26 protein-coding genes are annotated in these 24,369 nt (G+C 71.3%); 13 read left to right on the top strand and 13 right to left on the bottom strand.

Features of this window, described 5'->3' with window-relative positions; translation table 11 throughout:
- Window positions 1-87 precede the first annotated feature (87 nt).
- The 3 genes from AC0VYN_RS29160 to AC0VYN_RS29150 form a co-directional block, all read right to left on the bottom strand.
- Window positions 88-1,401: a GH1 family beta-glucosidase gene (locus AC0VYN_RS29160; RefSeq protein WP_475533357.1), complete on the bottom strand. Its 1,314-nt coding sequence runs from the start codon at window positions 1,399-1,401 to the stop codon at window positions 88-90.
- 69 nt (window positions 1,402-1,470) lie between these two features.
- Window positions 1,471-1,737, bottom strand: a complete 267-nt coding sequence (locus AC0VYN_RS29155; RefSeq protein WP_451685986.1) for a protealysin inhibitor emfourin — start codon at window positions 1,735-1,737, stop codon at window positions 1,471-1,473.
- Between the two features lie 21 nt (window positions 1,738-1,758).
- Window positions 1,759-2,829, bottom strand: a complete 1,071-nt coding sequence (locus AC0VYN_RS29150; RefSeq protein WP_475533356.1) for a M4 family metallopeptidase — start codon at window positions 2,827-2,829, stop codon at window positions 1,759-1,761.
- Window positions 2,830-3,163: 334 nt separating this feature from the next.
- On the opposite strand from AC0VYN_RS29150, the gene leuA reads away from it, so the two are divergent.
- Both leuA and AC0VYN_RS29140 read left to right on the top strand, forming a co-directional pair.
- Window positions 3,164-4,885: a 2-isopropylmalate synthase gene (gene leuA / locus AC0VYN_RS29145; RefSeq protein WP_385460290.1), complete on the top strand. Its 1,722-nt coding sequence runs from the start codon at window positions 3,164-3,166 to the stop codon at window positions 4,883-4,885.
- Between the two features lie 184 nt (window positions 4,886-5,069).
- Window positions 5,070-5,765: a TerB family tellurite resistance protein gene (locus AC0VYN_RS29140; protein ID WP_475533355.1), complete on the top strand. Its 696-nt coding sequence runs from the start codon at window positions 5,070-5,072 to the stop codon at window positions 5,763-5,765.
- Window positions 5,766-5,771: 6 nt separating this feature from the next.
- On the opposite strand, the gene AC0VYN_RS29135 is transcribed toward AC0VYN_RS29140, so the two are convergent.
- Window positions 5,772-6,326, bottom strand: a complete 555-nt coding sequence (locus AC0VYN_RS29135; protein ID WP_475533354.1) for a GNAT family N-acetyltransferase — start codon at window positions 6,324-6,326, stop codon at window positions 5,772-5,774.
- Window positions 6,327-6,654: 328 nt separating this feature from the next.
- On the opposite strand from AC0VYN_RS29135, the gene AC0VYN_RS29130 reads away from it, so the two are divergent.
- The 6 genes from AC0VYN_RS29130 (at window position 6,655) to AC0VYN_RS29105 (ending at window position 13,485) form a co-directional block, all read left to right on the top strand.
- Window positions 6,655-7,404 (top strand): SCO2525 family SAM-dependent methyltransferase, encoded by a 750-nt coding sequence (locus tag AC0VYN_RS29130; RefSeq protein ID WP_475533353.1) that lies wholly within the window; start codon window positions 6,655-6,657, stop codon window positions 7,402-7,404.
- 69 nt (window positions 7,405-7,473) lie between these two features.
- Window positions 7,474-9,318 (top strand): SCO2524 family protein, encoded by a 1,845-nt coding sequence (locus tag AC0VYN_RS29125; protein ID WP_385460298.1) that lies wholly within the window; start codon window positions 7,474-7,476, stop codon window positions 9,316-9,318.
- Window positions 9,319-9,320: 2 nt separating this feature from the next.
- Window positions 9,321-10,238, top strand: coding sequence for an SCO2523 family variant P-loop protein (locus AC0VYN_RS29120; protein WP_475537012.1), 918 nt, complete (start codon window positions 9,321-9,323; stop codon window positions 10,236-10,238).
- Window positions 10,235-11,200 carry an SCO2522 family protein gene (locus tag AC0VYN_RS29115; protein WP_475533352.1) on the top strand — a complete coding sequence of 322 codons (966 nt, stop codon included), beginning with the start codon at window positions 10,235-10,237 and terminating at the stop codon, window positions 11,198-11,200. The genes AC0VYN_RS29120 and AC0VYN_RS29115 overlap by 4 nt, the downstream gene beginning before the upstream one ends.
- Before the next feature lies 1 nt (window position 11,201).
- Window positions 11,202-12,179 carry an SCO2521 family protein gene (locus AC0VYN_RS29110; RefSeq protein ID WP_475533351.1) on the top strand — a complete coding sequence of 326 codons (978 nt, stop codon included), beginning with the start codon at window positions 11,202-11,204 and terminating at the stop codon, window positions 12,177-12,179.
- Window positions 12,180-12,252: 73 nt separating this feature from the next.
- Window positions 12,253-13,485 (top strand): hypothetical protein, encoded by a 1,233-nt coding sequence (locus tag AC0VYN_RS29105; protein ID WP_475533350.1) that lies wholly within the window; start codon window positions 12,253-12,255, stop codon window positions 13,483-13,485.
- Window positions 13,486-13,662: 177 nt separating this feature from the next.
- Here the strand turns inward: AC0VYN_RS29105 and AC0VYN_RS29100 are convergent, their stop codons facing one another.
- The gene (locus AC0VYN_RS29100; RefSeq protein ID WP_475533349.1) at window positions 13,663-14,709 is read right to left on the bottom strand and encodes a TerC family protein; all 1,047 of its coding nucleotides are present in this window, start codon (window positions 14,707-14,709) and stop codon (window positions 13,663-13,665) included.
- A gap of 350 nt (window positions 14,710-15,059) precedes the next feature.
- On the opposite strand from AC0VYN_RS29100, the gene AC0VYN_RS29095 reads away from it, so the two are divergent.
- On the top strand, window positions 15,060-15,407 hold the full coding sequence (locus AC0VYN_RS29095) for a helix-turn-helix transcriptional regulator (protein ID WP_475533348.1): 348 nt from the start codon (window positions 15,060-15,062) through the stop codon (window positions 15,405-15,407).
- Window positions 15,408-15,732: 325 nt separating this feature from the next.
- On the opposite strand, the gene AC0VYN_RS29090 is transcribed toward AC0VYN_RS29095, so the two are convergent.
- From AC0VYN_RS29090 to AC0VYN_RS29075, 4 genes are all read right to left on the bottom strand, one after another.
- Entirely contained in the window at window positions 15,733-17,232 is a 1,500-nt protein-coding gene (locus tag AC0VYN_RS29090) for an alpha/beta hydrolase (RefSeq protein WP_475533347.1), read from the bottom strand.
- 94 nt (window positions 17,233-17,326) lie between these two features.
- Entirely contained in the window at window positions 17,327-17,866 is a 540-nt protein-coding gene (locus AC0VYN_RS29085; RefSeq protein WP_475533346.1) for a hypothetical protein, read from the bottom strand.
- 29 nt (window positions 17,867-17,895) lie between these two features.
- Entirely contained in the window at window positions 17,896-18,108 is a 213-nt protein-coding gene (locus AC0VYN_RS29080; RefSeq protein ID WP_475533345.1) for a DUF397 domain-containing protein, read from the bottom strand.
- The gene (locus AC0VYN_RS29075) at window positions 18,090-18,923 is read right to left on the bottom strand and encodes a helix-turn-helix domain-containing protein (protein WP_475533344.1); all 834 of its coding nucleotides are present in this window, start codon (window positions 18,921-18,923) and stop codon (window positions 18,090-18,092) included. Before AC0VYN_RS29075 ends, AC0VYN_RS29080 begins: the two co-directional genes overlap by 19 nt.
- Window positions 18,924-19,037: 114 nt before the next feature.
- Between AC0VYN_RS29075 and AC0VYN_RS29070 the strand changes: the two genes are divergently transcribed.
- The 4 genes from AC0VYN_RS29070 to AC0VYN_RS29055 are packed head-to-tail and all read left to right on the top strand — an operon-like array spanning window position 19,038 to window position 21,103.
- Window positions 19,038-19,244: a hypothetical protein gene (locus AC0VYN_RS29070; protein ID WP_011028396.1), complete on the top strand. Its 207-nt coding sequence runs from the start codon at window positions 19,038-19,040 to the stop codon at window positions 19,242-19,244.
- The gene (locus AC0VYN_RS29065; RefSeq protein WP_475533343.1) at window positions 19,241-19,462 is read left to right on the top strand and encodes a hypothetical protein; all 222 of its coding nucleotides are present in this window, start codon (window positions 19,241-19,243) and stop codon (window positions 19,460-19,462) included. The genes AC0VYN_RS29070 and AC0VYN_RS29065 overlap by 4 nt, the downstream gene beginning before the upstream one ends.
- Window positions 19,463-19,484: 22 nt before the next feature.
- Window positions 19,485-20,234, top strand: a complete 750-nt coding sequence (gene recO / locus AC0VYN_RS29060) for a DNA repair protein RecO (RefSeq protein WP_451685970.1) — start codon at window positions 19,485-19,487, stop codon at window positions 20,232-20,234.
- A gap of 32 nt (window positions 20,235-20,266) precedes the next feature.
- Window positions 20,267-21,103 carry an isoprenyl transferase gene (locus AC0VYN_RS29055; protein ID WP_386926020.1) on the top strand — a complete coding sequence of 279 codons (837 nt, stop codon included), beginning with the start codon at window positions 20,267-20,269 and terminating at the stop codon, window positions 21,101-21,103.
- A 61-nt stretch (window positions 21,104-21,164) separates the two neighbouring features.
- Here AC0VYN_RS29055 and AC0VYN_RS29050 read toward each other — a convergent pair whose 3' ends face one another.
- From AC0VYN_RS29050 to AC0VYN_RS29035, 4 genes are read right to left on the bottom strand one after another with little or no spacing between them, the layout of a single operon-like run.
- Entirely contained in the window at window positions 21,165-21,584 is a 420-nt protein-coding gene (locus AC0VYN_RS29050) for a Fur family transcriptional regulator (RefSeq protein WP_385460322.1), read from the bottom strand.
- Window positions 21,585-21,643: 59 nt separating this feature from the next.
- Window positions 21,644-22,546 (bottom strand): metal ABC transporter permease, encoded by a 903-nt coding sequence (locus AC0VYN_RS29045; protein ID WP_385460324.1) that lies wholly within the window; start codon window positions 22,544-22,546, stop codon window positions 21,644-21,646.
- A complete protein-coding gene (locus tag AC0VYN_RS29040) occupies window positions 22,546-23,313 on the bottom strand; it encodes a metal ABC transporter ATP-binding protein (RefSeq protein ID WP_385460326.1) in 768 nt (255 codons plus the stop codon). Before AC0VYN_RS29040 ends, AC0VYN_RS29045 begins: the two co-directional genes overlap by 1 nt.
- A gap of 29 nt (window positions 23,314-23,342) precedes the next feature.
- Window positions 23,343-24,332 carry a metal ABC transporter solute-binding protein, Zn/Mn family gene (locus tag AC0VYN_RS29035; RefSeq protein WP_475533342.1) on the bottom strand — a complete coding sequence of 330 codons (990 nt, stop codon included), beginning with the start codon at window positions 24,330-24,332 and terminating at the stop codon, window positions 23,343-23,345.
- Between the last annotated feature and the right edge of the window lie 37 nt (window positions 24,333-24,369).

Below are 24,369 nucleotides of genomic sequence, written 5' to 3'. Positions count from 1 at the left end.
TGTGTCTGCTGCCTCCCAGCGTACGACTCCCCGCCGACAGCACCCAGGTCTTTTATCCGACCGGCCCCCGGGTATGCCCCGGGGCACTCACCGCCGGCCGCGCAGCAGGTCCCGGAACCAGTGGTACGACGCCTTGGGCGTCCGCGTCCCCGTGGCGAAGTCCACGTGCACCAGCCCGAACCGGCGCGCGTACCCCTCGGCCCACTCGAAGTTGTCCAGCAGCGACCACACGAAGTAGCCGCGCACGTCCACGCCCGCCTCCAGCGCCCGGTGCAGAGCGCGGACGTGGCCGTCGAGGAAGGCGATGCGCTCCTGGTCGTCCAGGCCCTCGTAGGAGCAGCCGTTCTCCGTGATGACGACCGGCGGCAGCCGGTCGCCGTAGCGGTCGCGCAGGCCGGTGAGCAGCTCCGTTAGCCCCTCGGGGACCACGGGCCAGCCGAAGTCCGTCAGCGGCCGGCCCTCGACCGGGTGCACCGAGAAGGGCAGCCCGGCCGGGAGCCGCACGCCGCCGGTCCCGGTCTCCGTGTCCTGCGGGGCGCCCACCCGCGCCGGCGCGTAGTAGTTCACGCCGTACCGGTCCAGCGGCTCGGAGATCACCTCCAGGTCGGCGTGCACGTCGCCCGGCATCAGGTCGCCGATGCCGTCCGGGTACCGGCCCAGCAGCAGGGGGTCCGCGAACAGGCGGTTCAGCAGGATGTCGTAGAACTCCGCCGCCTCCCGGTCGGCGGCCGTGTCCGAGGCGGGCCAGGTGGGTCCGTGCGAGTTGGCGATGCCGATGTCGCTCGCGCCGGCCGCGCGCAGGGCCCGTACCGCCAGACCGTGCGCGAGGAGCTGGTGGTGGGCCGCCGGGAGGGCGTCGAACAGCAGCTCCCGGCCGGGGGCGTGGGTGCCGAGGGCGTGGCCGAGCAGGGTGTGCTCGGCGGGTTCGTTGAGGGTGAGCCAGGTGCCGACCCGGTCGCCGAGCCGCCGCGCGACGACCGACACGTACTCCGCGAACCGGGACGCCGTGTCCCGTTCGAGCCAGTCCAGGTCCGCCGGGAGGTCCCAGTGGAAGAGGGTCGGCACCGGGCGGACGCCCACCGCGCACAGCTCGTCGACCAGGCGGTCGTAGAAGTCCAGGCCGCCGGGGGAGTTCACCCGGGGCCAGGAGACCGAGAAGCGGTAGGCGTCCACGCCCAGGCCGGCGAGCAGCGCCACGTCCTCGCGGTAGCGGTGGTAGTGGTCGCAGGCCACCGCCGCCGTCGAGCCGTCCCCGATCCGCCCCGGCTGGTCCGCGAACACGTCCCACACGGACCGTTCGCGCAGGTCGGCCGCGCCCTCGATCTGGTGTGCCGAGGTCGACACGCCCCACAGGAAGCCGTCGGGGAACCGGGGTACCGGGCTGCTCGGGTCGGTCGCCATGCGCGGATCATCCGTACCCTCGGTAACGGAAGTCAACGCCCTTGCGCGCCGAGGGTGTTGCGCGCGGTGTTACGCGCCCTCCTTCAGTACGCGCGAGATGAGCCTGCGCTGCTCGTCCGTCAGCCGGGGATCGGCCGCGTACACCGTCCTGCCGTCCACGGTGATCTGGTAGCTGAACCCGTCCGGCACCCCGACGGGCGGCGTGCTCCGCCCGTCGGCGACCGCCCGCTCGGCCAGGGCGTGCCACTCGGCCGCGTCGGGGCGTTCCGCGGTCTCGACCTCCGCGTGGCGTTCGATGCCCGCGAAGCCTCCTGTGCGCCTCACCTGAATCCGCATGGGACCGTGTCTAGTACGGAACTACCGCGTGCGCACCCCGACCTGTTCCCAGGCCTTGCGCACCGCGTCCAGCTCGTCCGCGTCGCCGTAGCGCTCTTGGGCGGCCGCCACCGTCAGCGCCGCGAAGTCCGTGAACGAGGCGTCCTCCCGCAGCTCGCCCCCGGTCAGCACGTCGTACCAGACCTGCCCGGCCCGCTCCCAGGCGTGCCCGCCCAGCTCCGTGGCGAGCAGGTAGAAGGCGTGGTTGGGGATGCCGGAGTTGATGTGCACGCCGCCGTTGTCCCGGCCGGTGCGTACGTAGTCGTCCATCGTCGCGGGCTGCGGATCCTTGCCGAGGACGTCGTCGTCGTACGCCGTGCCCGGCGCCTTCATCGAGCGCAGCGCCACTCCCGTCACCCGCTCCGCGAGCAGTCCGGCGCCGATCAGCCAGTCGGCCTCGGCGGCGGTCTGACCGAGCGTGTACTGCTTGATGAGGGAACCGAAGACGTCGGACACCGACTCGTTCAGCGCGCCCGGCTGGCCGTAGTAGGTCAGGTTGGCGGTGTGCTGGGTGACGCCGTGCGTCAGCTCGTGGCCGATCACGTCCACGGGGATGGTGAAGTCGAGGAAGATCTCCCCGTCCCCGTCGCCGAACACCATCTGCTCGCCGTTCCAGAAGGCGTTGTTGTACTCGCGGTCGTAGTGCACGGTCGCGTCCAGCGGCAGTCCGGCGCCGTCGATGGAGTCGCGCCGGTACGCCGTCAGGAACAGCTCGAAGGTGGCGCCGAGCCCCGCGTAGGCGCGGTTGACCGTCGCGTCCTGGCCGGGCTCGTCGCCCTCGCCCCGCACCTTGCGGCCGGGCAGGTCGGTGCCGTGCCGGGCGTCGAAGATCGTGCGGTGGGGCCTGCCGGCCTCGGCGCCGGCGCGCGGGGTCACGGTGGGGGCGCCGATGACGGTGGTCAGACCGCGGCGGGTGCGCTCGGCGGCGTCGCGCTGGATGGTCCGGCGCGCGGGCCCGGCGAGCACGGGGTCCTCGTTCCGGGCCAGTTTGTCGAGGACGTGCGGCGGGACGATGGTGCAGAAGACGGGCTCGAAGCCCCCGTTGGTCGTCATGCCCGGAACCATCGCACTGTGTGACTCCACTGTCACTACCTGCAACCATGATCGGTGGAATGCGGCGCCAAGAAGCCCCGGTGAGCAGCCGGAAGTGGTATACGGCACTTTTTGTCCGGGTTCCCTCCGTGGTCCCGCATACTGATACGGACCCGCGTGACCGGCGAGGCTCGGCTAAGGTGCTGGGCACTATGCGTTACGGGCTGCTTCTCCTTAGCTGCCGCGGCGAGGGCCTGTAAGAGGCCGACTCCCTCCCCGCGGTGCTTGGTGTTGCGCGTCGGCCGTCCTTCCGGACACGCGGACACCGCGGACATCACGAGGAGCCCACGCGATCATGGCCAACCGCCAGCAGCCCAGTTCCATGCCGACCACCAAGTACCGCGGCTACGAGCAGGTCGACATCCCCGACCGCACCTGGCCCGACCGGCGCGTCACTCAGGCCCCCCGCTGGCTCTCGACCGACCTGCGCGACGGCAACCAGGCACTGATCGACCCCATGTCGCCCGCCCGCAAGCGCGCGATGTTCGACCTGCTGGTCAAGATGGGCTACAAGGAGATCGAGGTCGGCTTCCCGGCCTCCGGCCAGACCGACTACGACTTCGTGCGGTCGATCATCGAGGACCCGGACGCCATCCCGGACGACGTGACCATCTCCGTACTGACCCAGGCCCGCGAGGACCTGATCGAGCGCACGGTGGAGTCCCTGAAGGGCGCCCGGCGGGCCACCGTCCACCTGTACAACGCCACCGCCCCCGTCTTCCGCCGCGTCGTCTTCCGCGGCTCGAAGGACGACATCAAGCAGATCGCCGTGGACGGCACCCGCCTGGTCATGGAGTACGCCGAGAAGCTGCTGGGCCCCGAAACCGAGTTCGGTTACCAGTACAGCCCCGAGATCTTCACCGACACCGAGCTGGACTTCGCCCTGGAGGTCTGCGAGGCGGTGATGGACACCTACCAGCCCGGCCCCGGCCGCGAGATCATCCTCAACCTGCCCGCCACGGTGGAGCGTTCGACGCCGTCCACGCACGCGGACCGCTTCGAGTGGATGCACCGCAACCTCTCCCGCCGCGAGTACGTCTGCCTGTCCGCCCACCCGCACAACGACCGCGGCACGGCGGTCGCGGCGGCCGAGCTGGCGGTCATGGCCGGCGCCGACCGCGTCGAGGGCTGCCTGTTCGGCCAGGGCGAGCGCACCGGCAACGTCGACCTGGTCACCCTGGGCATGAACCTGTTCTCGCAGGGCGTCGACCCGCAGATCGACTTCTCCGACATCGACGAGATCCGCCGTACGTGGGAGTACTGCAACCAGATGGAGGTCCACCCGCGCCACCCGTACGTGGGCGACCTGGTCTACACGTCCTTCTCCGGCTCCCACCAGGACGCCATCAAGAAGGGCTTCGACGCCATGGAGGCCGACGCGACGGCCAGGGGCGTCACCGTCGACGACATCGAGTGGGCCGTCCCCTACCTGCCCATCGACCCCAAGGACGTCGGCCGTTCCTACGAGGCGGTCATCCGCGTCAACTCGCAGTCCGGCAAGGGCGGCATCGCCTACGTCCTGAAGAACGACCACAAGCTGGACCTGCCCCGCCGGATGCAGATCGAGTTCTCCAGGCTCATCCAGGCCAAGACGGACGCCGAGGGCGGCGAGATCACGCCGACGGCGATCTGGGACGTCTTCCAGGACGAGTACCTGCCCAACCCGGACAACCCCTGGGGCCGCATCCAGGTCAAGAACGGCCAGACCACGACCGACCGCGACGGCGTCGACACCCTCACCGTCGAGGCCACGGTCGACGGCGCGGAGACCACCCTGGTCGGCAGCGGCAACGGCCCGATCTCGGCGTTCTTCCACGCGCTCCAGGGCGTCGGCATCGACGTGCGCCTGCTGGACTACCAGGAGCACACGATGAGCGAGGGCGCCTCCGCGCAGGCCGCCTCGTACATCGAGTGCGCGATCGGCGACAAGGTCCTGTGGGGCATCGGAATCGACGCGAACACCACCCGTGCCTCGCTGAAGGCGGTCGTCTCCGCCGTCAACCGGGCGGCTCGCTGACCAGCCGAATCGGTGGTTCAGGGCCCCGCACGCCGGAAAACGGCGGGCGGGGCCCCGTCGTATACCGGCCATCTCCACACGCAGGTCACGGAAAGGTCTCTCCCCGGGTACTGACTCCACGTCGGTGATGTGGCTAACATCACGCCAGCGCGGCGATGCTGCCGCGCCGTTACGGAGGTGCGACGTGCTGCCTGGACGGGGACGAGACGACCGAGCTGCCCGGCTGCCGCGCATCCTGGGCACGCGCACCGCGTGGACGCCCGTCGGCGACGGCGAGTTCTTCTGCGCCGGCTGCGGGGGCGACCGCAACTACCAGCGCCTCGCCGGCCGCCGCCGCTTCACCCTGCTCGGGGTGCCGGTGCTGCCGCGCGGCGAGTCCGCGCCCACCGTGGAGTGCGCCTCCTGCCGCCGCCACTACGGCACGGACGTCCTGGACCACCCGACCACCACCCGCTTCTCCGCGATGCTCCGCGACGCCGTCCACACCGTCGCCCTCGCGGTGCTCGTGGCGGGCGGCACCTCCTCCCGTACGTCCCTGGAGACGGCGGCCGTCGCGGTGCGCGCGGCCGGCTTCGAGGACTGCACCGAGGACCAGCTCGGCGCGCTGGTCGAGGCACTCGAAGCCGACACCGGGCGGGTGCGCGACGAACCCTGCGTGCCCGGCCTGGCGATAGAACTGCACGAGGCGCTGGACCCGCTGGCCCCGCACCTCGCCGCCGTCGGCCGTGAGTCGATCCTCCTCCAGGGTGCCCGCATCGCCCTGGCCGACGGCCCCTACACGCCCGCCGAGCGCGACGCCCTGGCGACGGTCGGCGCGGCGCTGACCCTCTGCTCGGACGACGTGACCCGGCTGCTGGAGTCGGCGGGCACCCCTTCCTGACCCCGCTCAGCGGCCTCCCGTGAGGTCCAGGCGCAGCACGTGGCGGTCCATGCCGGGCCCGAAGTAGTCCCGGCGCAGCCCGGCGTCGGGTTCCTCGGGACGGAAGCCGAGGGAGCGGTAGAGCAGGATCGCGGCGTGGTTGGCGGGCTCCACGGTGAGCCGGACCCGTTCGATGCCGTCCCGGCGCAGCCGGGCCAGGATCTCCGTCATCAGTTCCCGGCCAAGACCGTGCCGGCGCCGGTCCAGGGTCACGCACAGGCCGAGGATCCAGCTGTCCCGGCCGAGCGCCGGGGTCGTCGTGGCGGCCAGCACGTAGCCGCGCAGCCGGCCCCCGCCGTCGTCGAGGACCAGGAAGTGCTCCGCGTACATGTCGAAGAGCTGACGCAGCAGGAAGCCCGGGTAGGCGACCTCCTGGAAGACCTCCTCGTCGAGTCGTCGCAGTTCGGGAAGGTCGGACTCCCGGGCCGTCCGCAGAAGCGGAGGCAAGGTGTCCGGGAACGGCCTCCGCTGCGCGAGCTGCTCGTGGCGGTCCAGGGCGCGTTCCAGTGGTTCGGCGGTCATGCAACCCCCAGTCAGGATGTGCGGACGTCAACTCGACGGGCAACGGCGCGACACTCGAAGGAATGACGGGTCCCGCTGGCGGCCGGTGCTCCTTCTGGCTAGAGTGAGCGCCCAACTCCCGCTGTGCAAGGGAGAGTTAGGTTGTGCAACGGTGCGCCTGACGTGCGCCCGGAAGATGTGGACTGGCGGGTTCCCGGCTGTCCGGATGTCCTGCGGCGGCCTATCTTGCGAGCAAGGAGACGCCTCTTTCCATGGCCGGCGTCCGCAGGACCCGCGCTCGCGTGCGCGCGGTCTTGTCCACAAGCGAACGGAACGCGGCAGGGTGACTATGGACCGCAATGCCGACGCGCCTTGGTCGAAGTTCGATCCAGAGGTGTATGTCGACAACAACTACCGGACCCCGCTCGAGGTCGACCGGCTGATCGTGCGCCTCATGCGCGACTACTTCAGCCGCTGTTTCGCGGGAGCCGTACCGGATGCCGTCCGGGGTGTCGACGTCGGTGCCGGTGCGAATCTGTATCCCGCCCTGTCCATGCTGCCCTGGTGCGAGAAGGTGCTCCTCCTGGAGTACGCCGTACCGAACGTCGAGTACCTGGAGAGGCAGGCCTCCCCCCGGGGGTACGACACGGCCTGGGACGCCTTCTGGGAGGAGCTGCGGGTGGCCCCGGCCTACCGCGACCTCGAGCCGAGAGCCCGGTTCAGCGAGATCGTCCGGGTCGAGCGCGGCAACCTCTTCGACCTCGACGGGCAGCGCCGCTGGGACCTCGGGACGATGTTCTTCGTCGCCGACTCGATGTCCGAGTGCCCCGAGGAGTTCCAGCGGGGCGTGCGCTGCTTCATGAACGCGCTCAACGAGGGCGCGCCCTTCGCCGCCGCGTTCATGAAGGAGTCGGTCGGCTACCGGGTCGGGGAGCACCAGTACCCGGCCTACCGGGTGAACGAGGAGCGGGCCAGGGAGAGCCTGACCCCCTTCTGCAAGGAACTGGAGATCCACGACCTGCACCACGTGGTGCGGCCGGGACACGAGGGAATTCTCCTCGCCCTGGGGCAGCGGAACGCGGAGATTGCCGCCCCGTGAGAACGGGGACCATGTCCGAGCGCACGGTCTGACACACAGGGCAACGAGATCTGTACGAGGGGTACGGGGATGCAGATCAAGCCACGCCAGCACCTGCTGGACATCTGGCAGGCCATGGCCCGCCACTCGTTCGACGACGGGAAGCTGGTCCAGGGGCCCACCGACGGGCTGAGCAGCGTCGCGGACGCCGAGCGGCTGCTCTGCCTGCTGTATCCGGCGACCGAGGTGCCCGCCTTCCGCCTCGACCAGCCCGACACGACCGAACGGGACGTGCTGCGCGCGCTGGAGAGGGTCGGCACCCGGCTGGAGATCCCCGCCAACCTGATCACCGCGCTCGCCCAGTTCACCCGCACCCACACCGGACCGGACGAGAGCCCCACCTTCGCCGGCGGGCACTACTTCAAACCGGCCGACCCCCAGGGGAAGATCACCCACGAGCAGAGCCAGCTCGGCGTGGTGGACTCCTTCTCCATGTCCGTCACGCTCTCCCTCGCCACCCTCGGGTACCTCAAGGTCTACGAGACCACCACCACCCGCCCCGAGATCCTCAAGGCGATCGCCGAGCTGCGCGAGGCCACCAACGCCCGGCTGACCTCCGCCATGATCAGCCTGCTGCGCTCCTTCACGGTCAACGTCTTCGACGCCGAGTCCGAGCAGGGCCGCAGGCTGATCCAGGTCATCGGCCAGGGCAGACAGTCCGACCGGATCGCCCTCCAGCAGTTCTCCCGGAGGTTACGGCCCCTGCGCGCCACCATCATCGAGAGCCTCACCCGCGGCATCCAGTTCGACGAGGGCATCCGGGACGAGAGCCAGCTCTTCGAGTGCGGCTGGGCCTGGGGCATCGTCCAGGACGCGCCCCGCGTCACCGACCTGGACGTGCAGGTGCCCGGCCAGCCCGACGGCATCGCCGACCGGCTGCCCTACGTGTACTTCACCGTCGTCGCCCTGGACGGTATCCAGGACCTGTTCTCCGAGCGCACCCTCACCCTCGGGCTGCTCGACGCCGACCAGCAGAAACTCGCCGAGGCCCTGCGGCTGCGCTGGGAACTGAGCCAGCAGTACTGGTCCGCCATCGCCCGCTTCGGCTCCGAGCGCTGGCCGCTGGAGGACCTGCCCTGGCAGACGACCGGCCTGCAGCTGGAGTCCGAGTACTTCTCCCTCACCGTCGCCGCCATCCTCGTCCACGACCTGGTCCGCCGGAAGGCCACCGACGACGACCTGACCCGCACCGTCGCCATCATGGAACGCCTCGCCGACCGCGGCCGCGTGACCAGCCGGATGACCCGGGACGACCCCACCATCCGGCTGCACAACCCGGGCGTCACCATGCCGCTCGCCGGATCCGAGCGCTCCGGCAGCCCCCTGCTGTGGCGCATGACCGACTTCTCCGCCCAGCTCCTCAAGCGGATCATCCAGCTCGCCGAACTCTCACGGAACATCGGCGCCCAGGACCGGCTGCTCCGCCTCGCCGAGCAGACCTTCGAACACCTGTGGAACCGGCGGATAGAGGACGACGACGGCGCCGGCCTCTGGGACAACGTCCGGGCCGTCTACCCGGACGCGCACGACGCCGAACTGCGCATGTCCTGGAGCATCACCGAGCGCGTCACCGAATGCCTCGTGGCCGCCCGGAACCTGTACGAGCAGCAGCCCATCCGCAGCCCCGAACTCGCCGAACTGGCGCGCGAACTGCTCAGCGAGGCCACCCACCTGTTCGGCAAGGAGCAGCTCGAGGCCTCCGCCGCCGCCGACGGGAGCAGGGCCCGGGCGATGCGGAGCATCGAGAGCCGTCTCGACCACGCCCGCAGCCTGGTCGACGACCGGCCCGCCACCGCCTTCGCGCTCGCCCTCCCCGTCCTCCAGGAACTCGACACCCTGGCCCAGGCCAGGGGCGCCGCCGCCCAGGAGGTGTGAGCGTGCTCGTCTTCGCCGCCTCCGACAAGGGAGGCACCGGGCGCTCGGTGACCAGCGCCAACCTGGCCTACCAGCGCGCCCTCACCGGCGACCACGTGGCCTACGTGGACTTCGACTTCGGCTCGCCCACGGCCGCCGCCGTCTTCGACGTGCCCGGCGCCATGCGCGGCACCGAGGAACGCGGTCTCCACTCCTACCTGGAGGGCGAGACCGCCGAACCGGTCAGGATCGACGTCTGGCGGCAGACCGAGCACCCCCTGCTGCGCGCCCGCCCCAACCAGTCCGGTCGGCTGGTCCTGTTCCCCGGCGACGCGGGCGGCGGCGAGTTCGCCACCGGCGAGGACGCCCTCGAACGCTGCGTCGACCTGCTGCTGCGCCTGAACAGCGAGTTCGACCTGATCGTCGTCGACCTCAGCGCCGGCCGCAGCTACGCGGTCGACATGGTCCTCGCGGCGACCGCGCACCCCCGGATGCAGTTCGTCCCCTTCCGCTGGCTCGTCTTCCACCGCTGGACCCGCCAGCACGTGATCGCCGCCTCCGGACTGGTCCACGCCGAGCACGGCATCATCCGCGGCGGCGTGGAACGCGGCCACGACGAGAAGGCGCTGCGCGCCGCCACCCGCTTCGTGCGGGCCGCCGTACCCGACCCCGAGTCGCCCCTGTGGTCGCAGGGATCGCCCGCGCAGGCCGCCTGGATGCAGGCCTGCGACGAGGCGCTGCGCCGGCTCGCCGCCGAGCACCGCATCGGCGACAGCGTCGTCCTCGGCGTCGTGCCGCTGGAGCCCATACTCCAGTGGCGCGAGCAGCTGATCACCGAGGAGGACGTGCTCTCCACCCAGATCGCCAACAAGGAGACCCTGGAAGCGCTGGAGGAGATCGCCCGGCGCCTGACGGACGAAACGTACTGGGGGCGGCCGTGACGGAGACCGGGTTCCGCGAGACGGCCGCCGAGCCGCGCACCGAGGCGGTGCCGCTGGCCCATCTCTCCCTGGAGCTGGGCCACCTCTACATGGAGGACTTCGAGGCCGGACCCGAGCGGCTGCGCGAGCACTTCACCCAGGTACAGCCCTGGGTGGCCGCCGCCCGTGCCGCCGCTGCCGCCCGCACCGGCGGCAAACGCGCCCGGATCAGCACCTGCTTCCTCATCGACGACTACTTCGCGCGCTTCTCCACCCCCGCCGAGGTCGTCCCCATGCTCCTGGCGGAGGCCGAGCGGGCGGGGCTGACCGTCGACTACCTCGCCCGCGAGTCCGGCTGCGCCGTCACCGGCAAGGTGCCCGTCGCCGAGGCGGTGGCCGGCCGCATCGTCGAGTCGCCGCCGCCCGGCAGTTACGGCCTGCGCCCGCCGGCCACGCAGAGCGGCTGGCTGGCCAACGGCGAACGCAGCCCGGTCGCCCGCGCCCCGCAGGCGATGAAGCGCGCCGTCGCCTGGCAGCCGCCGCGGGAGACGGCGGCCCGCCGGCACTCCGTCTTCCTGGACGTCGAGCTGTGGAGCGACGACGCCGACGGGCAGCGCACCTGGTCCTGCCCCTTCCTCGCCGCGGTGTGGCAGCTCGCCCGCCTCGGCCTGCTGCGCAACCAGGGCGAGGCCGTCCTCGTGCCCCAGGCGCACACCGGCTCCGGCTTTCCCGACGACTGGGACGACCTGCCCTCGCTGCTGCGGCTCAACCCCCGGGCGGACCCGTTCGCCGCCTACCGGGCCTGCTCGGTGCTGCCGAACCGGTTCCTGCCCGTCGAGCACGCCGTGCGCGTGATCCTCGACCAGATCGAGGCCGACCCCGACGCCCTGGACCAGGTCGCCAAGCGGTCCGCCGGCGAGCGGATGCCCGTCCCCGACTCGGTGGCGGACCGCATCTCCTACGTCTACTACGCGGGGCTCTGACATGGCGTCGCGGGAGATCGCGCCGGGCCCCGTCCTCGCCTGCGGGGAGGTCCGCACCTGCCTGCTGCCCACCCGGCAGGCCCTGGACATCCGCGCCGCCGCCCAGCTCCTGGCCCTGCGTTCCGACGAACGGGTCCTGCTCTCGGAGCGCCCCAACCTCTACGCGCGTTCCCCCGACACCCTCACCGGCGTCGACTGCCACCTCCCCAGCGCCAACGGCGCCCGGATCCGCGCGGTCGGCACGGTCGTCGCACGGGCCTCGCTCACCGAGGGCCGCGTCCTGCAGTCCTCCGCGCACTTCCGCGTCCCCGCCGCCGGCCCCGACCAGCGCCGGCCCTGGGGCCAGTACCTGGTGCGGCCCGGAGTGGTCGAGCCGCTCGGCAGACTGCCCCGCGAGGCGGTCGCGCAGGGCGTGCTCGGCGGCGGACGGCACGGTGACCTCGACGCCGGACTGATCGCCGACGGCCTGCTCACCCGGCTGCTGCGCCACCCGCTCCTCGACCACCGCCCGCCCCTCAGGTCCCGCCCCACCCGGCTGCGCTGGGCGGCGCTGCCGGCGACGCCGGGCGAGGGGCCGTCGATCGAGCGGTTCACGCTCGCCGAGGACGAGTTGCGGACCGTGCTGCTCCGGGTGCCCGAGGACACCGCCGGCGGCGACCTCGCCGGCCTGTGCGACGACCTCGCCCTGCACGACTGGCTGCTCACCACCCTGGTCCGCGTGCTCGACGGCATCCGCCTGGGCGCCGGCCCGGAACACGGCCACGCCCTCGTCGAGGCACTGCGCCCCGCCGTCGGCCACCTGCTGCACCTGTGGATGCCGCGGGCCCGGGTGCCGCAGGAACTGGCCGCGCTGTGGGACCCCCTGGAGGAGCGACCCGGCTTCACCCGCCAGTGGCAGACGCTGGTGCAGCGCATCCGCGACCAGCTCACGCTGCACTCGATCCCCTCCGTCCACCGGGAGGTGGAGCCGGCCTCCTGAGCGGACGGCACGACCTCCCAGGCACATCCCCGCACCCCGATCCGACGCGCATCCCAACGGGGGGAGAAGCGAGATGAGCACGGCACAGTCACCCCAGCCCGACGGCACGGCCGTTCCGCCGGACCGCACGAACGGCCGGGCGGTCCCCGGCCGCACGAACGGCCCGGCGGTCCCCGGCCGCACGGCCCTGACGGGCGAGTCCCCATGGCCGCGCCGCCTGCTGGCCGGCCTGATCCTCGGCGCCCTGGCCTGGAGCGTCACCGCACTGCTGAGCCCGGGCAGCGGCGCGCCGCGGCAGTTCGCGACCGCCGCCCTGTGCGCCGTCGCCGCGGTGCTCGTCCAGTACGTGCACGGCCTGGGCCGGCGGGCCGAGGAACCGCGGCCGGAGGACCCGCACGCCCATGAGCTGCGGGTGGAGGAGCACACCCGGCGGGTGGAGGAACACACCCGCCGGGTCGAGACCGCGCTGGCCGAGCACGCCGCCGCCGTGCGCGACGGCCTGAACCAGTACGACGACGAGCTGCGGACCGGCCTGGTCAGGCACACCGAGGACGTGAAGCAGCTCGTCGAGAGCCACCTCGAGCAGGCGGGTCACGGCACCGAGCAGCCCCACCTGCCGCCCTACCCGCCGCTCGACCGGGCCCGCATCGAGGGAGTGCCCGAACTGGCCAAGAGCTTCGCGGAGGTCCTCGCCCCCGGGCCCTCGATCCTCTACACCTTCGTGCGCCTGGAGATGACCCGGGTCGTCGGCTACATGGCGGACCTCACCAACCTGACCGCGGAGTGCCCCGGCGAGAACCACGACTGGATGCTCGCCCTCACCCGCGCCGCCGAGCAGAGCATCTGCGCCACCAGCACCTCCGTCGACCGCCTGTTCTGGAACAGCGAGCCCGCCAGCCGCTACCTGGAGGCCCAGCAGGACGCGGTCGACGAGCACGAGGTGTCGGTGCGCCGGCTGTTCCTGCTGGAGAGCGCGCGCGAGCTCGACGACCGGCTGCTGCGGCTGTGCGAGGAGCAGGAACTGCGGCACATCGAGGTACGCGCGGCGGTGCTGCCCGAGCTGCCGCCGCACCTCCAGCGCGGCACCACCAACGACTTCATCGTCTTCGACGAGGAAGTGTCCTTCGAGATCGAGCAGGACCTGCGCGACGTCAACGTCAGGACCCGGCTCATCGCCCGCCAGGAGCATGTACGGGACCGGATGAAGCGGTTCAAGGAGCTCTGGGACGCGAGCATGAGCCTGCGCGAGCTGGAGGTGCGCGTCGACGCCGAGGAGGACGGCAACTGGATGGTCGACCGGGCCTGACATCACCGGGCGCCGCCTGGCTGGTGCTCGGGCTGTGGATCGCCGTTCGGGCCGTCGTCTCACGGTCCTCGTCGTGTACAGGGCGACCGGGCGGTGGACCGCCTGTGGCGAGCGCCGACTCCACCATGGCCGGGATCGCCCGGATCGCGGGCCCGCACCGGCGCCGTGGCTGGGTGCTCATGACGGCGGTCCTTCCGTGCGGTGCGAGGAGCCGGAGGAGGAGCCGGGACGGGGGGCGGGTGCGGGTCCGGCGGTTGTTGCGGGACGACCGGTACTGGTCGGGGTGCCGCCGTTCTGGCCACGGGTGGCGATCAGCGACCAGGCGATGGAGACGGTGATGGTGACGGCGATGACGCCGAGGGTGAGGGGGATGGGCAGCTTGCCGACGGGGGTTTCGGACAGGATGAGCTTGACGCCGGCGAAGGCGAGCAGCACGGCCAGGCCGTAGTGCAGGTACTGGAAGCGTCGCAGGAGCCCGGCCAGGCAGAAGTACAGGCTCCGAAGTCCCAGGACGGCGAAGGCGTTGGCGGTCCACACGATGAAGGTGTTGGTGGTGATCGCCAGGACGGCGGCGACGGAGTCGACGGCGAAGATCAGGTCGGTGGCCTCGACGGCGACCAGGACCACGAACAGCAGCGTCGCGACGCGCTTGCCGCTGACGCGGACGAAGAACTTGTCGCCGTGGAACCGCGGATCGGTCGGGATGAGCTTCTTGACCAGGCGGACGACCGGGTTGCGGTCGGGGTGGACTTCCTCGTCCTTGGAGACGGCCATCTTCCATCCGGTCCAGATAAGGAACGCGCCGAAGAGGTAGGCGGTCCAGAAGAACACCTGCAGCAGCTCGGCGCCGATGAAGATGAACACCAGCCGGGCCGCCAGCGCCCCGATCACGCCCCAGAACAGCACCTTGTGCTGGTAGGTGTCCGGGACGGCGAAGAACGAGAAGACCAGAGCGAACACGAAGACGTTGTCGATCGACAGGGCCTTTTCGATCAGATAGCCGGCGTAGTAGGTGGAGGACGCGTCCCCGCCCTGCCAGGCCCACAGAATGAGGCCGAAACCGAGGCCGATGGCGATCCACAGGCCGCTCCACAGCGCGGCCTCGCGGAAGCCGATCACGTGGTTGTCGCGGTGGGCGATCAGGTCGACGGCGAGCATCACGCCGATGCCGGCGGTGACCGCGGCCCACACCCACAGAGGGACGGCGAACGACAGTTCATTCATGGCTGATCGGCTTCCTGGGACGGTGACGGACAGGACGCACGAGGGAAGAGAAGGGGGCGGTGCCGGGCCCTGACAGACATACGGAGGGTGAGCCGGGCCCGGACCGCCGGTTCGCGGTCACATAGGCGCTCACCTCCCCGGTGAACGCCGGTCACCGGGCGGTGGCGCGGACGCATCGCGAGGGTGACGTACGCACCTACCGACGGCCAGACCGGCCAGTTCCGGCGGGTATGAGACAAGCGTCACCCGGCCGCCTGATCCACGTCAAGTGTTGCGCGAAATTTAGTTCGTCAATTTCTTTTCGCGAGAAGGTATTGGTCATACGAACCAAGGGTCGTATGATGAAGGGCATGACCCCGCCCTCCTCTGCCGCGCGCGGCGGCCAGTGGACGTTCCTGACCAACCACGCCCGCGTCCTGATCGCCCTCGCCCGGGACCCGGAAGCGCGCGGCCGCGACGTCGCCGACCTGATCGGCATCACCGAGCGTGCCGTGCAGCTGATCGTCGCCGACCTCGAAGCGGCCGGATATCTCACCCGCACCCGGGTGGGCCGCCGCAACCGCTACACCATCGACCCCACCGTCGCCCTGCGGCATCCGACCGAGGCGGACCACCCCGTCGGCGATCTGCTGACCACTTTCCTGCATCGTGAGGACATCCCGGACGCGGGCGCCGACACCGGGCGCGCCGCCTCCTGACCCTCCTGCCCGGCGGTCCGCGACGGCGCTGGGGTGCATGCCATCGGCCCCGGCCGCCCTCCCCCCGTGGGGCGGTCCGGGGTCGATCCCTCGCCGGGCGTCCGGCATCAGACGGGAGGGCGGGGCGGTCAGGGGGCCCGGGGTGCCGGTGAGGCCGCGTGGACGAGCGGCCCGCCGCGGATGGCGGCTGCGGGCATCACCGTGCGCGCTCCAGCCTCGGCGGCCCGCTGTGCGAGACCACCAGCAGCGAGCAGCCATGGGTGACAGACCGGGCGCAACCGGTCGTCGTGGCCCACGAGTCCGGGCTGGTGACGCCGGACGACCGTCAGGCGCAGTAGGTGTCCGTGCCCGGCCGCTGTCCGGTCGCCAGGAAGCGGGAGACCGTGCGGTCGCCGCAGGCGTTGCCGTTGGCCAGGTAGGAGTCGTGGCCGGTGGAGTCCACGGTCACCATGACCGCGCGCCGGCCGAGCGCCTCCCGCATCCGCAGCGCGCTGGCGAGCGGGGTGTTGACGTCCCGCTCGTTCTGCACGAGCAGCACGTTGGACGGCCCCCGGTCGGTGATCCGCACCGGTGCCTCACGCGGCGGGTACGGCCAGGCCGCGCAGAGCATCGCGTTGCGGGGCATCCCGGCGGTGAGCGGGTACTTGGCGCGGCTCTCGGCGACGTCCTTCTCGTACCCGGCCGCGCCCTTGGGCCATGCCACGTCGTTGCAGAGCACCCCGGCGCCCACGGCGGCGACGTTCTGGAGCACGGCCTCGGGCGGCGCCTGGGGCGCGGGCGGCACGGTGCCCTCCGCCGCGGCCCGCATCAGCCGGGCGAGCGTCGGGTAGCGGCCGGGGGCGGCGAAGCTGTCCAGCATGGTCTGGCGCAGCACGTTGCCGTTCAGCTCCTCGGGATTGGCGCCGGGCCACGGGATCGGCTCCCGGTCGAGCCGGGCGGCGAGCCGCAGGAACAGCGGCCGCACGTCGGCGGCCCGGTCCGCCAGGCGGTCGGGGTTGCCGGGCTTCGACGCCCACGCGGCGAAGTGCGGGAAGGTGTCCTCGACTCCCCGCTCGTGCGCCGCGAGCCAGGCACGGTTGACCAGAGCCGGGTCGGGGTTGTCGACGCTGTCCAGCACGATCCGGTCGGTGCGGTGCGGGAACAACTGCGCGTACACGGACCCGACGTACGTCCCGTACGACACTCCCCACGCCGAGATCCTCCGCTCGCCGAGCGCGGCCCGGAGGCGGTCGATGTCGCGGGCCTCGTTGGCGGTGCTGAGGTGCTTGATCAGCTCGCCGCCGTTGCGTGCACAGGCGTCGGCCATGCGCCGGGCGGTGGTCATGTTCCCGTCCACCGAGCCGTCGGGGGCCGGCCAGGGGCGCAGCCTGGAGGTGGCGAGGTCGCCGTACTCCAGCCCGCAGTCGGCGGGAGTGGACGGCGCGAGGCCGCGCGGTGCGAACCCGATCAGGTCGTGGGTGTCGCGGACCTCCTGGGGGAGCTTCTGCCCCTTCCCCGACGGGTCGTTGAGGCTCGACCCGCCCGGGCCGCCGGCGAGGAGCAGCAGGGCCCCGCGCCGGGCGTCCGGCTTCTCGGCGGGGATGCGGGAGACGGCCATCTCGATACGGGGGCCGTCGGGATCGGCGTAGTCCATCGGCACGTCGAGGGTGGCGCACTCCTGCCGGGGGTCGAGCCCGGTGCCCTCGCAGGCGGACCAGGTGAGGGCTTCGGGTGTACTCCCGCCCGCCGCGGAGGCGGTCACCGGCGCGGTGACGCCGAGGAGGGCGGTGGACACGCCGACGATGGCGGCGTTGCGGATGCTTCTGCTTCGCTTGCGCTGCGTCATGCGAGGAGCCTCGCGGAATTCCGGGGGGCGCCACATCCGGGCAACATCCCGATATTTACGGGGGGTTACCCCCTAGGGAGAGCGCTGTGCGGGGCTACCAGTCGCTCACGTTGGTCTCGAAGTTGAGCCAGGCCAGGGAGGCGATGGTGCTCATGGACGGGCACAGCTCCCGCAGCTTGGCCGAGTCGGTCTTGGGCGGTGTGGAACCCATGCCGTAGCAACCGAGCTTGCGGACGGTGTTCACCACCTTCACCACCTGCCCCGCGGAGTCCTCGACGTCTGTGTACTGACCGTCCGGGAAGTCCCGCTCGGCGCTCTCGGCCATGGCGCCGGCGAGCTCCCCGGCGGCGGTCAGGTCCTTCCCGCACCCCGGGTCGTCCCAGGCGACGTGGCTGCACATCGGGGAGCTGCTCACGCCGTAGGCGATCCGGTAGGCCGGCATCAGCTCCGCCGGGGTCGCGGGCTCGGCCGAGGACGCGGCCGCCGACGGCTGCCCCGAGTCCGCCGGGGCGGAGGAAGCGGCCCGGGTCGGTTTCCGGTCGGCCGTTTTCCCGTCATCGCCACCGCAGGCGGACAGCGTCAGGAGCGTCGTGGCGGCTGCGGACAGGACGAGGGCGGATCGGCGCGTCGTCATGGGGTTCACTCAAGCGCCGGACCCGTTGTTCAGACACCCGGTGCCCAGGACTGAACAACGGTGCGGACGAACTCCGTCCAGGCCGCCGACCCGACGACGATCACGGGACCGTCGGCCACCTTGCTGTCCCGGAGGGGTATGACACCGGGGACTCCGTGGGCGACTTCGAGGCAGTCGCCGCCTTGGCCGTTGCTGTAGCTGCTCTTCGTCCAGTGGGCGTTGCTCAGGTCGAACTCGCGCATCGTCTGAAGTCCTCCGCCGCCGACTCGATCAGGGGCAGGGACGCCTCCGGCGACAGCGCGGCGACCCTGAGCAGATCGTATGTGCGCTGGGCGTGCATCACCACGGCTGGATCGTCGATGAGAGTCCCGGAATACTCCGTCTCTGTATAGGCCACCGGCGGGGCGTCCTCGAAGCCCATGAGCTTCAGCATCCCGCCCATGGAGGCGTGCGCTCCCACCTCGTACGGCAGTACTGTCACCATCGCCACGCGCTCCCGCAACAGCCGTGCGATGTGGTCCAGTTGCGCCGCCGCAACCTGTGGCCCGCCCACCGGCATCCGCAGCACGCTCTCGTGCAGTGTCATCCAATACTCGGGCCGTGTGGCGTCGGTCAGAATCAGTGACCGCTCCAAGCGCGCGGCGACGATCTCCTCGACGTAGGAGTCCGGCTTGAACGGGTTCGCGGCGATGGTGACCGCGCGGGCGTAGTCGGCGGTCTGGAGCAGGCCCGGCACGACCGTCGGGGCGAACTCACAGATCTTCGTGGCCAGCCGCTCCAGCTCGACCACCCCGGCGAAGTAATCCGCATACCGGGGATCATCAATCAGCTTCCGGCACAGGCGCTCGAAAATACCGTCGGTTTGTAGCGCCTCGTCGATCCGCTGGGCCACATCCAACTGTGGTTTCCGAATTGCCTGTTCGAACTGGCCGATGTAGCCACCGGAGACGAAAACCCTGGATCCCAGGTCCACTTGGGTGATTCCGGCGTCCTCCCGCCGTCGTTTCAGTTCCGTTCCGAAGAACTCCCACGCGGCCTGCCGTGAACCATTGGCCATAACCAACCCCCATGTGCTGAACCGCACTTGTAGTGCACGTACTCCTGCCGAGTGTAGGCACGTCGCGGCATTCTGGGGGCGCGAAGAGTGAAACCGTAAAGGGAAGGGAAAGCGATGGAGGCACGGCACTCGGCGCTCTGCGTCGAAGGAGCGGAGGACACGGTGAAAGAATTGCGCGCGGCGCTCGCGGAGGCAGGAATTGTTCTGCCCTCACTCGGTCTCGACCCGGTGAGTCTTGCGCGGGAGGCACCCTGCCCGCTCATCGAATTGGGCCGGTGTTCCGTCGAGACCGCGCAGCGCCTCGCCGCGGTGCTGCGATGACGACGATGCCGCCCGTCGGGGTCTACGCCGTGGACACCCGCACCGGACGGGTCGGCATCGTCATGGGGCACGAGGGCCCGTACGTCCAGCTGCGGCCGTACGGCGGGGGCCGGGAGTGGGACGCCGAGCCGGGTGACGTACGCCACGCCACCCCGGCCGAGCGGCTCAGCGCGGCGACGGCGTACACCAACGCGAGAAGCCGGGGCGAGGTGCCGTGAGGCATGCGGGAGAATGGACCGCATGAGTCTGTTCCGCGACGACGGCATCGTGCTGCGCACCCAGAAGCTGGGTGAGGCGGACCGGATCATCACGTTGCTCACGCGCGGTCACGGGCGGGTACGCGCCGTGGCCCGGGGGGTGCGCCGCACGAAGTCGAAGTTCGGGGCGCGGCTGGAGCCGTTCTCGCACGTGGACGTGCAGTTCTTCTCGAAGAACAGCGAGCTGGTCGGGCGCGGTCTGCCGCTGTGCACGCAGAGCGAGACCATCGCGCCGTACGGCGGCAAGATAGTGACGGACTACGGCCGGTACACCGCCGGGACGGCCATGCTGGAGACCGCCGAGCGGTTCACGGACCACGAGGGCGAGCCGGCGGTGCAGCAGTACCTGCTGCTGGTCGGCGCGCTGCGCACCCTCGCCCGGGGCGAGCACGCGCCCCCGCTCGTCCTCGACGCCTTCCTGCTGCGCTCCCTCGCGGTGAACGGGTACGCGCCCACCTTCGGCGACTGCGCGAAGTGCGGCATGCCAGGACCGAACCGGTTCTTCTCGGTCGGATCGGGCGGTTCCGTCTGCGCCGACTGCCGGGTGCCCGGCAGCGTCGTACCCTCGCCGCAGGCCCTGGAACTGCTCGGTGCGCTGCTCACGGGAGACTGGGGCACCGCGGACGCGTGCGAGGCGCGGTACGTCCGGGAGGGGAGCGGGCTGGTGTCCGCGTACCTGCACTGGCACCTGGAGCGCGGCCTGCGCTCCCTGCGGTACGTCGAGAAGTCCTAGACACACGTAGAGCACGAGGAGACGAGAGACACATGGCCGTACGCGGTTTCCTGGGGCGTCAGCGCCGGGAGTACAGGACGCCGGAGCCGCACCCGTCCGGCGCGCGGCCGCCCAGGCTCGGTGAGCTGGTGCCGGAGCATGTGGCGATCGTCATGGACGGCAACGGGCGCTGGGCCAAGGAGCGCGGGCTGCCGCGCACCGAGGGGCACAAGGTCGGTGCCGAGCAGGTCATGGACGTCCTCCAGGGGGCGATCGAGATCGGCGTCGGGAACGTCTCGCTGTACGCCTTCTCCACCGAGAACTGGAAGCGCTCGCCGGAGGAGGTGCGCTTCCTGATGAACTTCAACCGCGACTTCATCCGCAAGTCCCGCGACACCCTCGACGAGCTCGGGGTGCGGGTGCGCTGGGCGGGGCGGATGCCCAAGCTGTGGAAGTCGGTCGCCAAGGAGCTCCAGGTCGCCCAGGAGCAGACCAAGGACAACGACCGGCTCACGCTGTACTTCTGCATGAACTACGGCGGCCGCGCGGAGATCGCGGACGCGGCGCAGGCCCTCGCCGAGGACGTGCGGGCGGGACGGCTCGACCCGTCGAAGGTCAACGAGAAGACCCTCGCGAAGTACCTGTACTACCCGGACATGCCGGACGTGGACCTGTTCCTGCGCCCGAGCGGGGAGCAGCGGACGTCGAACTACCTGCTGTGGCAGAGCGCGTACGCCGAGATGGTGTTCCAGGACGTGCTGTGGCCGGACTTCGACCGGCGCGACCTGTGGCGGGCGTGCCTGGAGTTCGCCTCCCGGGACCGCCGCTTCGGCGGCGCCATCCCGAACGAGGAGCTGCTGGCCATGGAGGGCAGGAGCGCGGAGGCCTGAGCCCGGCGGGCCGAAAAGGCCGAAAAAAGGGCCCGGGGCTCAGCCCCGGGCCCTTGGCGGCTCAGCCGCCGGAGGCACTCGCGCAGTCGGCGCAGGTGCCGAAGATCTCCACGGTGTGCGCCACGTTGACGTATCCGTGCTCGGCGGCGACGGCCTCCGCCCACTTCTCCACCGCGGGGCCCTCGACCTCGACCGCCTTGCCGCAGATCCGGCACACCAGGTGGTGGTGATGGTCGTCGCTGGAGCAGCGCCGGTAGACGGACTCGCCCTCCGCGGTGCGCAGGACGTCGACCTCGCCGGCGTCGGCGAGCGACTGCAACGTGCGGTAGACCGTGGTGAGCCCCACCGAGTCGCCCTTGTGCTTGAGCATGTCGTGGAGTTCCTGCGCGCTGCGGAACTCCTCGACCTCCTGGAGAGCCGCCGCGACGGCGGCCCGCTGCCGGGTGGCGCGGCCCTTCACGGGCGGTCCAGCGGTCGTCACGGGGTGCCTCCTCACGTCTGCACTGCCGGGGCCATTGTGCCAGCCCGGGCTGTCCGCGGTCAGGCGCCGACGTCGCCGCCGGTCCCCCGGGAGGCCGGAATCCTGCACTCCGCGGGATCCGCGGCGGACCGGGCGAGGGCGGCGGCCCGCGCGCGTCGCCGGGCCAGTGGTGTGGCCAGCGCCGTCAGCACGATGAACGCGGCGATGGTGAGCAGCACGATCGTCGCGCCGGGCGGCACGTCCTGGTAGTAGGACGTCACCGTGCCGCCGATCGTCACGGTCACGCCGATCGCGACGGCGATCGCGAAGGTCGCGGCGAAACTGCGGCTGAGCTGCTGGGCGGCGGCCACCGGGACCACCATCAGCGCGGAGACCAGCAGCAGGCCGACGACGCGCATCGCGACCGTCACCGTGACCGCCGCCGTGACGGCGGTCAGCAGGTTCAGCGCGCGCACCGGCAGCCCGGTGACCCGGGCGAACTCCTCGTCCTGGCTGACGGCGAAGAGCTGGCGGCGCAGCCCCAGGGTGACGAGCACCACGAAGGCGGCCAGCACGCAGATCGCGGTCACGTCGGACTCGGACACCGTCGACAGGGAGCCGAAGAGGTACGAGGTGAGGTTGGCGTTGGAGCCGGTCGGCGCGAGGTTGATGAACATGACGCCGCCGGCCATGCCGCCGTAGAAGAGCATGGCGAGGGCGATGTCGCCGCGGGTGCGGCCGTACCAGCGGATCAGCTCCATGAGGACGGCGCCCAGGACGGAGACCGCGGTCGCCATCCACACCGGGGACCAGGAGAGCAGGAAGCCGAGGCCGACGCCGGTCATGGCCACGTGGCCGATGCCGTCGCCCATGAGGGCCTGGCGGCGCTGGACGAGGTAGATGCCGACGGCCGGGGCGGTGATGCCGACCAGGACGGCCGCCAGCAGGGCCCGCTGCATGAAGGCGTAGTTCAACAGTTCCATCAGCTCAGCAGTCCTGTGCGCATCGGTTCGGCGCCCGCGGGTGCGTGCGGGTGTACGTGGTCGTGGCCGGGCAGGGCGTGCTGGCCGACGGCCTCGGGGGGCGGGCCGTCGTGCAGGACGCAGCCGTCGCGCAGGACGACGGCCCGGTCGATCAGGGGCTCCAGGGGGCCGAGCTCGTGCAGCACGAGGAGGACCGTGGTGCCGGCGGCGACCTGCCCCCGCAGCGTCTCGGCCAGCACCTCCTGGCTGGCCAGGTCGACGCCCGCCATCGGCTCGTCCATGATCAGCAGTTCGGGCTCGGAGGCGAGCGCGCGGGCGATCAGCACCCGCTGGTGCTGGCCGCCGGAGAGGGCGTTCACCGAGTCCTTGGCCCGGTCCGCCAGGCCGACCAGCTCCAGGGCCCGGCGCACGGCCTCGTGATCGGCCCTGCGCAGCACGCCGAAGCGGGCGCGGGAGAGCCGGCCGGAGGAGACGACCTCGGTCACCGTCGCGGGCACACCGCCCGCGGCCGTGGTGCGCTGCGGGACGTAGCCCACGCGCGCCCAGTCGCGGAACCGGCGGCGCGGGGTGCCGAACAGCTCGACCTCCCCGGCGACGACCGGCACCTGGCCGATGACGGTGCGCACGGCCGTGGACTTGCCCGAGCCGTTGGCGCCGAGCAGGGCCACGACCTCGCCGCGGCGCACGGTGAGGTCGATGCCGCGCAGGACGGGGCGCGCGCCGAGGTCGGCGCGGACGCCGCGCAGTGCGATGACGGGATCGGACATGTCACCCTCCGGCTGGTCGGTCTGGTCGGTCACTTGGCGCCCAGGGCCTTCTGGAGGGCCGCGAGGTTGGCCTCCATCACCTGGAAGTAGTCGTCGCCGCGCGACTGGCCGGTGATGCCCTCGATCGGGTCGAGGACGTCCGTCTTCAGGTTCGCGTCCTTGGCGACGGTCTTCGCGGTCTTGTCGCTGACGAGCGTCTCGTAGAAGACGGTGGAGACGCCGTCGGCCGCGGCCATCTTCTCGAGGGCCTTGATCCGGGCGCCGCTGGGCTCGGACTCGGGGTCGAGGCCGCTGATGGCCTCCTCGGTGAGGCCGTAGCGCTCGGCGAGGTAGCCGAAGGCGGCGTGCGTGGTGATGAAGACCCGGGTCTTCGTGTCCTTCAGCCCGGTCTCGAACCGCGTGTTCAGCTCGCCGAGCCTCTTGACCAGGGCGCCGGTGTTCTTCCGGTAGTCGGCGGCGTGGTCGGGGTCGGCCTTCTCGAAGGCCTTGCCGACGCCCTCGGCGACCTCGGCGTACTTGACCGGGTCGAGCCAGACGTGGGGGTCCTTGCCGCCGGTCTCCCCGCCGTGGTCGTGGCCGTCGTGCTCGTCCTCCCCGGCCTCGTGGTCGTGCTCGGCCGCGTGGCCGCCGACCTCCTTGCCGTGCTCCTCCAGGGAGGTCAGGGAGGCCGCGTCGATCTTCGTCCCGACCCCGGACTGGGTGACGGCCTCGTCGACGGCGGGCTGGAGGCCCTTCAGGTAGAGCGCGGCGTCCGACTCCTCGAGCTGCGCCCGCTGCTTGGTGCTGACCTCGAGGTCGTGCGGCTCCTGGCCGGGGCCGGTGAGGCTGGTGACGTTGACGTGCTCCCCGCCGATCTGCTCGGCGAGGAAGGCCATCGGGTAGAACGACGCGACGACGTCGAACTTGTCCGTGTTGCCCGCCACCGCGGTGTCGCCGGAGCAGGCCGAGAGGGTCCCGAGACCGAGTGCGGTGGCCGCGGTGACCGCTATGCCGGATATGCGGCGTCGTCGTGCGTTCATGACACTCATTTTCAACGAATCTGGAAACCGTTGTCAA

This window comes from Streptomyces sp. 63XJN7_1_ISO-PGPR-S23-121, from assembly GCF_056173025.1.
Note: the sequence above shows the minus strand (reverse complement) of the source record. Positions and strands in the feature narration are given on the sequence as shown.

Coding starts and splice junctions, on each gene's coding strand:
- AC0VYN_RS29105 (WP_475533350.1), top strand. CDS start 12,253: ATGAGCACGGCACAGTCACCCCAGCCCGACGGCACGGCCGTTCCGCCG.
- AC0VYN_RS29130 (WP_475533353.1), top strand. CDS start 6,655: ATGGACCGCAATGCCGACGCGCCTTGGTCGAAGTTCGATCCAGAGGTG.
- AC0VYN_RS29125 (WP_385460298.1), top strand. CDS start 7,474: ATGCAGATCAAGCCACGCCAGCACCTGCTGGACATCTGGCAGGCCATG.
- AC0VYN_RS29080 (WP_475533345.1), bottom strand. CDS start 18,108: ATGCGCGAGTTCGACCTGAGCAACGCCCACTGGACGAAGAGCAGCTAC.
- AC0VYN_RS29045 (WP_385460324.1), bottom strand. CDS start 22,546: ATGGAACTGTTGAACTACGCCTTCATGCAGCGGGCCCTGCTGGCGGCC.
- AC0VYN_RS29035 (WP_475533342.1), bottom strand. CDS start 24,332: ATGAACGCACGACGACGCCGCATATCCGGCATAGCGGTCACCGCGGCC.
- AC0VYN_RS29070 (WP_011028396.1), top strand. CDS start 19,038: ATGGAGGCACGGCACTCGGCGCTCTGCGTCGAAGGAGCGGAGGACACG.
- AC0VYN_RS29135 (WP_475533354.1), bottom strand. CDS start 6,326: ATGACCGCCGAACCACTGGAACGCGCCCTGGACCGCCACGAGCAGCTC.
- AC0VYN_RS29160 (WP_475533357.1), bottom strand. CDS start 1,401: ATGGCGACCGACCCGAGCAGCCCGGTACCCCGGTTCCCCGACGGCTTC.
- AC0VYN_RS29040 (WP_385460326.1), bottom strand. CDS start 23,313: ATGTCCGATCCCGTCATCGCACTGCGCGGCGTCCGCGCCGACCTCGGC.
- leuA (WP_385460290.1), top strand. CDS start 3,164: ATGGCCAACCGCCAGCAGCCCAGTTCCATGCCGACCACCAAGTACCGC.
- AC0VYN_RS29075 (WP_475533344.1), bottom strand. CDS start 18,923: ATGGCCAATGGTTCACGGCAGGCCGCGTGGGAGTTCTTCGGAACGGAA.
- AC0VYN_RS29085 (WP_475533346.1), bottom strand. CDS start 17,866: ATGACGACGCGCCGATCCGCCCTCGTCCTGTCCGCAGCCGCCACGACG.
- AC0VYN_RS29110 (WP_475533351.1), top strand. CDS start 11,202: ATGGCGTCGCGGGAGATCGCGCCGGGCCCCGTCCTCGCCTGCGGGGAG.
- recO (WP_451685970.1), top strand. CDS start 19,485: ATGAGTCTGTTCCGCGACGACGGCATCGTGCTGCGCACCCAGAAGCTG.
- AC0VYN_RS29095 (WP_475533348.1), top strand. CDS start 15,060: ATGACCCCGCCCTCCTCTGCCGCGCGCGGCGGCCAGTGGACGTTCCTG.
- AC0VYN_RS29100 (WP_475533349.1), bottom strand. CDS start 14,709: ATGAATGAACTGTCGTTCGCCGTCCCTCTGTGGGTGTGGGCCGCGGTC.
- AC0VYN_RS29155 (WP_451685986.1), bottom strand. CDS start 1,737: ATGCGGATTCAGGTGAGGCGCACAGGAGGCTTCGCGGGCATCGAACGC.
- AC0VYN_RS29065 (WP_475533343.1), top strand. CDS start 19,241: ATGACGACGATGCCGCCCGTCGGGGTCTACGCCGTGGACACCCGCACC.
- AC0VYN_RS29055 (WP_386926020.1), top strand. CDS start 20,267: ATGGCCGTACGCGGTTTCCTGGGGCGTCAGCGCCGGGAGTACAGGACG.
- AC0VYN_RS29150 (WP_475533356.1), bottom strand. CDS start 2,829: ATGACGACCAACGGGGGCTTCGAGCCCGTCTTCTGCACCATCGTCCCG.
- AC0VYN_RS29090 (WP_475533347.1), bottom strand. CDS start 17,232: ATGACGCAGCGCAAGCGAAGCAGAAGCATCCGCAACGCCGCCATCGTC.